At 62.6% G+C, this 8730-nt stretch carries 8 protein-coding genes; 1 reads left to right on the top strand and 7 read right to left on the bottom strand.

Annotated features, from left to right (window positions below; translation table 11 throughout):
* Positions 1–81: 81 nt before the first annotated feature.
* The 7 genes from X803_RS19615 to X803_RS0111920 form a co-directional block, all read right to left on the bottom strand.
* Positions 82–1491 carry a glycoside hydrolase family 32 protein gene (locus tag X803_RS19615; protein ID WP_253907461.1) on the bottom strand — a complete coding sequence of 470 codons (1410 nt, stop codon included), beginning with the start codon at positions 1489–1491 and terminating at the stop codon, positions 82–84.
* Between the two features lie 97 nt (positions 1492–1588).
* A complete protein-coding gene (locus X803_RS0111945) occupies positions 1589–3199 on the bottom strand; it encodes an ABC transporter substrate-binding protein (protein ID WP_026545318.1) in 1611 nt (536 codons plus the stop codon).
* 38 nt (positions 3200–3237) lie between these two features.
* Complete coding sequence (locus X803_RS0111940) at positions 3238–4218, bottom strand: carbohydrate ABC transporter permease (RefSeq protein ID WP_026545317.1); 981 nt, start codon at positions 4216–4218, stop codon at positions 3238–3240.
* Between the two features lie 7 nt (positions 4219–4225).
* Entirely contained in the window at positions 4226–5191 is a 966-nt protein-coding gene (locus X803_RS0111935; protein WP_026545316.1) for an ABC transporter permease, read from the bottom strand.
* Positions 5188–6222, bottom strand: coding sequence for a LacI family DNA-binding transcriptional regulator (locus X803_RS0111930; RefSeq protein WP_253907460.1), 1035 nt, complete (start codon positions 6220–6222; stop codon positions 5188–5190). Before X803_RS0111930 ends, X803_RS0111935 begins: the two co-directional genes overlap by 4 nt.
* A 205-nt stretch (positions 6223–6427) precedes the next feature.
* A complete protein-coding gene (locus tag X803_RS0111925; RefSeq protein WP_026545314.1) occupies positions 6428–7057 on the bottom strand; it encodes an alpha/beta hydrolase in 630 nt (209 codons plus the stop codon).
* Positions 7054–8052 (bottom strand): ring-cleaving dioxygenase, encoded by a 999-nt coding sequence (locus X803_RS0111920; RefSeq protein ID WP_026545313.1) that lies wholly within the window; start codon positions 8050–8052, stop codon positions 7054–7056. The genes X803_RS0111925 and X803_RS0111920 overlap by 4 nt, the downstream gene beginning before the upstream one ends.
* 100 nt (positions 8053–8152) lie before the next feature.
* Between X803_RS0111920 and X803_RS22310 the strand changes: the two genes are divergently transcribed.
* Positions 8153–8730 (top strand): hypothetical protein (locus tag X803_RS22310; protein ID WP_035778813.1); only part of this gene is annotated, 578 nt, incomplete at its 3' end.

Below are 8730 nucleotides of genomic sequence, written 5' to 3'. Positions count from 1 at the left end.
TGGGTTTATGCCCCGCGAACCCACCAGAGCTGCGCGATAGTTCAGGGACGGCGGAGCCAGTCGGCGGCCGCCACCCCACCGTCACCTGTCGCCGATTCCCCGTTCAATACGCAGGTCAATGAGCGGCTCGGAGGGGAAGACCTGCTCGGTGAAGGTGACAAGTCCCCCCGCTGCGTAGACCTCCACAATGGTGGAGTCGGCCACGATGAGCAGGTCAACCTCGTCACCCGTACCGGCCGGCAGCGGCGCCCAGTCGACTGAGGGGAAGTCGGCAGAAAAGCTGACGTCACCGCACCGGGTCCTGTCACAGGTGATGCTGCGGGCGCTCCCGTCAACGGTGATGACCAGTTCCTCCCCGTTTCCTGCCCCGGAGCTCAGGATCAGGGCCGTCCGCTCACCGTCCGCGCAGGGAACGGTCACCTCAAACACTTTGACGCCGGCAGTTTCCCCGGGCAGGACCGGACGCTGCGTCAGGCGAAGCCTCCCGTCAGCACACCGGTCGAGCTCCACTGCGCGTACCAGCGACATGGCGGACCGCCACGGGCTCGTAGGGGTGAGGTCCGCATACTGCCAGTTGCTCGCCCACCCGATCATGAGCCGGCGCCCATCGGGGGCATCGTTGAAGGAGACCGCTGCGTAGTAGTCCCGCCCATAATCGAGCCAGTCGAAATCCTCGAGCCGGTCTGAGGCCACGATACTTTCGGCGGTGAAGGTGTTTCCATCGAAATCGCCGACGAAGTACTGGGTTCCCGAGCCACCGGCGATGGCTCCCGGATTGAGGCTCACAATGAGCACCCACCGGGTTTCATCGGTACCCCGGATGCGGAGCGGGAACAGGTCCGGACATTCCCATACTCCGCCGACCGCGTGGGCGGGACCGAAGGAGGACCGACGGGTCCAGTCCATCAGATCCGGTGAGGTGTAGATGGCAACGCGTCGCTCGACCGCTTCCACGACCACCATGACCCAATATCCGTCGTCGCCTCCGTACCAGAACACCTTGGGGTCCCGGAACTCGCTCGATCCGATATCCAGCACGGGGTTGCCGGCATAACGGGTCCACGTGGATCCGCCGTCCAGGCTGAAGGCCAGGGACTGCGACTGGGACGGAGGCCGGCTCCCTTCGCCGGCCCGGGCACTCGTGTAGATCGCGACAAGCGCGGTCTGCCCGGGGCCCGCGAAGCCGGCCGTATTGCGCACATCGGCAACCGCGCTGCCCGAGAACGCCATCTCCTCGCTGGTGTACGGGATGGCGATGGCCTGTTCGTCCCAGTTCACGAGGTCGGTTGAGACGGCGTGCCCCCAAGAGATGTTGCCCCACGTATCGCCGTGCGGGTTCGTCTGGAAGAACAGGTGATAAACGCCGTCGTGATAGAGCAGACCATTCGGATCATTGAGCCAGGACTCAGCGGCAGCGAAATGGGCAGCGGGACGCACAGCGGTAGGCGTCGGCCTGAGTGCCACGTTGGTGTCAGGTCGGGCGGTAGTCACAAAAACTCCTGGGCTCATCGAGGTAAGGCAAGCGGGTGATTGGGCGGGCATGGGCGGTCCGGTGCAGGATCACTCGCCTGCACCGGACCTGGTTGGGTTACTTTCCGCCTTGCTGGAAGCGGTCGTAGGCCTGCTGGTAGGTGGCGGTCACATCATCAACGCCCATGGTCTGAAGCTGTGACACGTAGCCGTCCCACTCCTGGGCTACGGTCCCGTTCGTGATCCAGGAGGCGAACTTTTCCTTGACTACCGAGTTGATGTCGGTGACGGCAAAGGAAACCTGTTCCAGTTCCTCGTTGGAGAGCAGGACGGGCGGGTAGGCCTCATTCGCCTTGAAGGGGGCGTGGAACTCGGTGACGAGATCCTGACGCTCCTTGGCCCGGGGCTCGGGTGCGACGACGGTTTCGAAATGTTCCGCGGTGGCGATCTTCGGACCGCCCGGTGCCACCTGCTGGCGGCGCTCGCCTTCCGATTCGCCGGCCTTCGCCGGAATCTGCACGAGGACGCCGTTCTCGTCCTCCTCCAGGGTTACACCGATCGGCCCCCAGCTTGCCTGGGCGGACATCACCGGATCGTAAAGCCGGTCAGCCCACCGCATGGTTGCTGCCGGGTACTCGTTGGCGCGGGTGATCGCCATTGCACCGCGGCTGATCTCCTGGTTATTGGCAACGCTGGCCAGTTTTTCCCCGTTGACGCCTTCGAGGATGCCGACCATTTCATAGTCGTCGACTCGATCCTCACCGACCATTTCCTTCAGCTCCCACCAGAAGAACGACCCGAGGGTAGGCGTGGTGGACTTGCCTTTGGACAGGTAGGCGACGTCGTCCTGGGAGAAGGACTCGGGATCAATCAGGCCATCCGCATACCAGCCGGCCAGAGCTTCCACACCGGCCTTGTAGCCGTCCGTATTGGCAGTGAATTCCACTTTCCCGTCCCGGACAATGCGGTGGTCATTGTTCTCGGGCTGCCCGCCCAGGGCGGCGATGAGGTCATGCGGGTTGGCGCAGAAGGAGTCGGTGCGGAAGGACAACGGGATTTCGTCGGCCTCCCCGTTGCCGTTGGGGTCCTGGGTGGCGAACGCTTCCAGCGCCTCGCGGTACTCGTCGATCGTTTTGGGCATGGGCAGGTCCAGGGCGTCCAGCCAGGCCTTATTGATGTAGAGGAAATTCGGGTACTGCAGGATTCCGAGCTCTTCGATGGAGGGCAGGGAATAGATGTGACCGTCAGAAGCGGTGATCGCCGCCCGGATGTCCGGCCGGTCCTCGAGGATCTTCGAGAACGTGGGGGCGTGTTCCGCGATGAGGTCTTCGAGTGGAAGGAGGGTTCCGTTGCTGCCGTTCTGGACAATCTCGGCATCCGTCAGGCCCGTGTTGTAAAGAACATCGGGAAGTTCCTCGCTGGCGAGCATGAGGTTCTTCTTCTCGGCGTACACCTGCTCGGGAAGGTTCTCCCAAGTGATGGCTACGTTGGTGTCCTTCTCCCACTGCTTGACGAGCTCCATCCCGGAATAATCGGGGGCGAGCGCCGATTTGGTGCCGCCGAAGGTCAGCGTCAGGGTCTCGTCGACGATCGGCAGCCCTTCCGCGTTGAATCCGTAGTCGGCTGATTTGTCCTCGACGCTTGCGGTGTCTCCTCCGCTGCATCCGGCGAGGAGTGCGCTGCTGGCCAGGGCGAGGGACGCTGTCAGGTAGAAACGGCGGTGTCTCATGATGATTTCCTTTTTTCTATTCGGTGTTCGGAAGTGGTCTAGCTCTTGACGGCGCCGAGGAGGGCGCCCTTGGTGAAGTGCTTTTGCATGAAGGGAAGGACGATCAGCAGCGGGATCGTGGAGAGGACGATCATGCCGTACTTGATCAGTTCGCCGAGCCGCTGCGCCGCGGCGTAGGAATCAAGCGCTCCGGCACCGCCGGCGGCCGTCACTTCAGACTGGATAAGGACGTTGCGCAGCACCAGCTGCAGCGGGTACTTGTTCTCGTCGTTGAGGAAGATCAACGCGTCGAAGAAAGCGTTCCAGTTCGCGACGAGGTGGATCATGATCATCAGGAAGATCAGGGGCTTTGACAGTGGCAGCACAACGCTGAAGAAGAAGCGGAAGTCGCTTGCTCCGTCCATCTGGGCGGCGTCGCGCAGTTCTCCGGGAACGTTGTTCTCAAAGAATGCCCTGGCGATGATCAGGTTCCAGACCCCTACCGCCCCGGGGAGTACGACTGCCCAAATGGAGTCGAGCATCCCCAAATCACGCACCACCAGATAGCGGGCAATGAGCCCTCCATCAATGAACATGGTGATGATGAAGAGCAGCATGAAGAAGGTTCGCCCGTACAGGTCCTTCCGGGAGAGCGCGTACGCAGCGCAGAGAATCGTCGCCACGCTGATGGCCGTTCCGACCGTCGTGTAGAGGATGGAATTGGCGAACCCCTGGAGGATGGTGGAGTCCGAGAAGATCCGCGTGTAACCCTCGATCGTGAATCCGGCCGGCCACAGCCAGACGTTGCCGTTGAGGATTTCGGACGGTTCGCTGAACGATGCGATCACGATGAAGTACATCGGATAGATGATCACGAGGATTGCCAGGAGCAGGGTCCCGATGGCAACGGTGTTGAACAGCGGATCGGCGAAGCGGTCGCGTTTCCTTCCCCGCTTTGCCTGCTGCTGGGGGCCGCCCTGGGTTGAGACGGGTGTCTCTGCGGGCAGGGATGTCTTGACGATAGGGAATGTGTTGGTCATCGCTTCTTCACCAAAGGCTCGATTGGCCCGCGCGCCGGGCAACCCAGTTAAAGGTCATCAGCAGTGCGAGATTGATAAGGGAATTGAACAGTCCAATGGCGGCCGAATAACTGAATTGCGCTTGCTGCAATCCGGCCTTGTAGACGTAGGTCTGGATTACCTCCGAGGTGGGGAGGTTGAGGTCTGTCTGCATGATCAGGACCTTCTCGAAGCCCAGATTGAAGAGATTTCCGATTGCGAGGATGAACAGGATGGTGATCACCGGCATGATTCCAGGGATGTCTATATGCCGGATCCGCTGCCACTTGTTCGCGCCGTCAACACGGGCCGCCTCGTGCAGGGCGGGGTCTATTGCGGTGAGTGCTGCGAGGTAGACAATCATCGAGAAGCCCGCGTTCTGCCAGATGTCCGACCCGATGTAGAGCGGGCGGAACCATTCAGGCGCTCCCATGAAGAAGATGGGGTCGCCGCCGAAGGTGACAATCGCGTTGTTCACGATGCCCGAACGCGGCGAGAAGAGGAGATGGATCATGCCCACCACCACGACGACGGAGATGAACGACGGCGAATAAAGCACCGTCTGCGTGAACTTCTTGAACCGCTCGCTTTGCAGCTGATTCACGATGAGTGCCAGGATGATCGGCACCGGAAAAGCGATCAGCAGGCCAAGCGCATTCAGGGTGAGGGTGTTGGCGAGGAGCCGCTCGAACTGGAACGAGGTCACGAAGCGTTCAAAATGCTCCAGTCCCACCCACGGGCTTCCAGCAAACCCGTCTGAGGGGTTGTAGTTGCGGAATGCGATTTGCGCCCCGTACATCGGCCAGTACTTGAAGACCAGGATGTAGAGCACTGCCGGCAGTAGTAATACGTATAACTGCCATGACCGCGCCAATAGACGCAAGCGAGTATGCAGGTCGATGGATGAACGGGTTGGGCGCCGCGGACGGCTCTTTACTGATGATTCTGTGCTCATGCTGGCACCTTTGCACTAGCCACTGATTCACGGGGAATCAGCGAGCATTCGATGGGAAATTGATTGGGCCCGCTGCCTCGTTTGTCGAGGAGCAGTTGGACCGCCGTGCGCGCCATTCGCTCGAATGGCAGTTCGACCGTGGTCAGGCCGGGGCTGAGATAGGGAGCAATGGTGTCCTGGTTATCGAAACCGACGATGGAGCAATCGAGGGGAGCGCTCATTCCGAGCGCCTCCAGGGCGCGATAGGCACCCCAGGCCGTTCGGTCATTGCCGCAGAAAATGGCCGTCGGACGGTTCCGCTGATCCATCAGGTTGCGGGTGTGCTCCAGCCCGTCTTCCACGATTCCAGTGCCGTAACGGATGAACCGCTGGTCGACGTCGAGCCCGGCCTCATTCAGGGCGCGCTCATACCCGGCGAGCCGGCCGATTCCTGCGGGGAGGTCGCTGTCCGCAGGCTGGATGTTGATCATGCCGATGCGCGTGTGCCCGGCCTCGATGAGGTGCCGCGTGGCTGAGTATCCGCCGAGCTCCTCATCGGGAAAGACGCTGGGCACCAGGCCTGCCCTGTCCTGGGCGTTCAGGACAACGACGGGCAGCTCCTGCAATGAGGCCGGGACATCGATCACCCGGTGATACATGGAGGCGTACACCACGCCTTCAACACGGTAGGAAAGCATCATGTCAATGGCGGCGGCTTCAAGCTCGTTCTCATTGAAGGTGTCCACGCCCAGGATGACATTCCCAGCTTCCCACGCGCACAGCTGGGCGCCTTTGAGCAGCTTGCCGGCGAAGGGGGCACTGGCGACCTCATCAGAGATGAAACCGATCATCCCTGACTGGCCGCTGCGGAGCGACTTCGCATACGCGTTGGTGCGGTAACCGAGCTCAGCGACCGCCGCCATGACGCGGGCTTTCGTTGCCTCGGCCACGCGGCCGCCGTCCACCTTGTTGAGCACCAGAGAAACGGTTGCCTGGGAGACGCCCGCACGCTCGGCGACTTCCCACATGGTTGGCGTAGAGTGCTTTTTCACCGTTCCTCCTTTCGTCGGTCTTCTGTCGGCACTGTCAGTTTTATGTAGATGACTGGATGCCGTCAGTTATTCGTATAACTAGAGAATAGGGCACCGCGACCTGTGACGTCAACCACACAAGGGATATTCGTCTCACCCTGCAAATTTTGGGCACCTCTGGTGGGCCCCCGTCGCCGGAGTCCACCAGAGGTGCGCAAACCTTCCGTCAGGGACGGCGCTTCAGCCAGTCCACCGCCGCTTCCAGGTCGGAGCGGTCGACACCGTGACCGCCGTCGCGCAGAATCTGCCCGACGTCGGCGCCCCGGCGTTGGAGCTCAGCCACCAGGGTGGTGACGCTGGGCAGCGGCGCCATCGGGTCCGACCGTCCATTGAGCACGAGGAATCTGCTCCCGGACAGGGTGCCCTCCAACGCTCGATCACCGAACGGGTACATCCCCGAAAAGGAGATGACCCTATCCACGGTTTCGGGGTGCAGCATGGCCGTTGCCAGCGCGATGTTTGCACCGTTCGAAAATCCGACGGCGATAAGCATCCGGTCACCGAGGCCGTAATGTTCCCGTGCGTCGGCAACAAAACCTGCCAGCTCACCGGCACGCAGAATGACGTCGTCGACGTCGAACACTCCCTCACCCCGGCGAGCGAACCAGCGGAGCATGCCGCTCTCCGGCACCCGGCCGCGCGGAGCCAGCACCGCAGCGGCGGGGTCCAGCTCCGCTGCCAGAGCCGCGATGTCCTGCTCGTTCGAGCCAGTGCCGTGCAGCATCAACAGCACGGGATGGTCAGCGGCGCCCTCGCGGTACAGGTGCGGCCAGTCAGGAAACCGGGGTGCACTCATCCGGCAATACCTCCAACCGGCTGATCATTCTGCGGAGCGAGCTCGTTGTTGTCCTCCGGCACGTCAATTTTGGCGACCGACGCCTCAATCGCTTCACGGGACGGTTCCAGCCATGGCGGCAGCTTCAACGACCGGCCGAGTTCGAGCAGCGGCTCGTCCACATTGAACCCCGGAGTGTCCGTTGCAATCTCGAACAGGACGCCGCCCGGTTCCCGGAAATAGATCGAGGTGAAGTACTGACGGTCCAGGATGGCCGTGACATGGAATCCTCTCTCCACGAGATCCTGGCGCCACAGCTCCTGGGTGGCCCTGTCCGGCACCCGGAAGGCAATGTGGTGCACGGTCCCTCCCGCCACCAGGCCATACGGACCCGAAGGATCGGCGACGACGTCAACAATGTTGCCTGCACCGCCGTCGCCCGCTTCAAGGCGGGTGCGGCCGGAAGTCTCTCCGGTGATGCGCAGGCCGAGGTCCTCCGTGAGCACCCGAAGGGTGTGCTCCGGATTGGCGACCGTGAGCACGGAGGAGTGCTGGCCCCGGACCGCGTGCTCGGCAGGGACAAACGAGGAATCCCAGGGGTCGCGGGGATCTGTTGTGGAGGAGGCCACGAGGTCGAGCTGCAGTCCGTCGGGGTCGCGCAGCGAGAGCCGCTCCTCATCCGCCGACGCACGCGTGATGGTCGCGTCCACGCCGAGGGCACGGAAGTGGTTCTGCCACCAGCCCAAGCTCCCCTCAGGAACGGAGAACGCGGTGGTGGTGGATTGTCCTGAGCCGATCCGCCCCGGCGCCACCTGGCCCCACGGAAAGAAGGTCATGAGCGAACCCGGCCGGCCGGCGTCGTCGCCGTAGTACAGGTGGTACGTGGACGGGTCATCGAAATTAACGGTCTTCTTGACCAGCCGCAGGCCGAGACCGCGGATGTAGAAGTCGATGTTCGCCTGCGGATCACCCGCAATGGCGGTGACGTGGTGCAGGCCCGTGGTGTGCGCTGTCATGGTGTCCTCCGGAGTTCCGGCCGGCCCCTGCGGTCGACGTTGTATATGCAAATGCATCTACTTCCGATGTTATTCCCTTTCCGGCCGTTAGTCTGTGGGAATGCACGAAGCGCTCAGGGAAGCCGTCGACGAAGCAGTCGGCGGGCGCGTGACGGAGTTGACGGATCTCCAACGAACTCCTCTGGACTACGACGCGTTCCTCGCGCACCGGACGGTGAGCCGGCTGCAGGGCTATGCGATCGCCGACGGCATCCGGGTTCCATGGACCATGATCGAGAAGCGCACCGAAGGTCCGGGCCTGGCTTCGCCATACCTGCTGGACAACGGCAGCCGGGAGTTCGCGGCCTACGGATCGGGACTGCTCGACGACGTCGCTCCCGGCATCGGCGCGCCAAAGCTTTATGGAGCGCTGCAGGATGAAACCGGCGGAAGGACCCTCTGGCTCGAGGAGATCCACCATGACGGAGGCAGGCCGCTGGACGCCGAATCGATCCTCGCCGCAGCGCGGGATCTGGGCGGGATGGCCGGCAGATGGCTGGTCCGTGAGCCGGCAGAACCCTGGTACTTCACGGGATGGATTGACCGGCATAGCCAGCCTGAAGCCGTCGAAGCAGGGCTGGCCACCCTGCGCCGAACCCACCCCGACGCCGTCACCCGCCTTGGCGACCGGCTGGCCCG

The organism is Arthrobacter sp. 35/47 (assembly GCF_000520475.1).
In the GTDB taxonomy this organism is placed as follows: Bacteria; Actinomycetota; Actinomycetes; order Actinomycetales; family Micrococcaceae; genus Arthrobacter_D; species Arthrobacter_D subterraneus.
This window is presented reverse-complemented; position numbering and strand designations above follow the sequence as displayed.

Bases quoted from the DNA above. Each gene is read 5' to 3' on its own strand.
- X803_RS0111945 (WP_026545318.1), bottom strand. From the start codon at position 3,199: ATGAGACACCGCCGTTTCTACCTGACAGCGTCCCTCGCCCTGGCCAGC.
- X803_RS0111940 (WP_026545317.1), bottom strand. From the start codon at position 4,218: ATGACCAACACATTCCCTATCGTCAAGACATCCCTGCCCGCAGAGACA.
- X803_RS0111935 (WP_026545316.1), bottom strand. From the start codon at position 5,191: ATGAGCACAGAATCATCAGTAAAGAGCCGTCCGCGGCGCCCAACCCGT.
- X803_RS0111925 (WP_026545314.1), bottom strand. From the start codon at position 7,057: ATGAGTGCACCCCGGTTTCCTGACTGGCCGCACCTGTACCGCGAGGGC.
- X803_RS0111920 (WP_026545313.1), bottom strand. From the start codon at position 8,052: ATGACAGCGCACACCACGGGCCTGCACCACGTCACCGCCATTGCGGGT.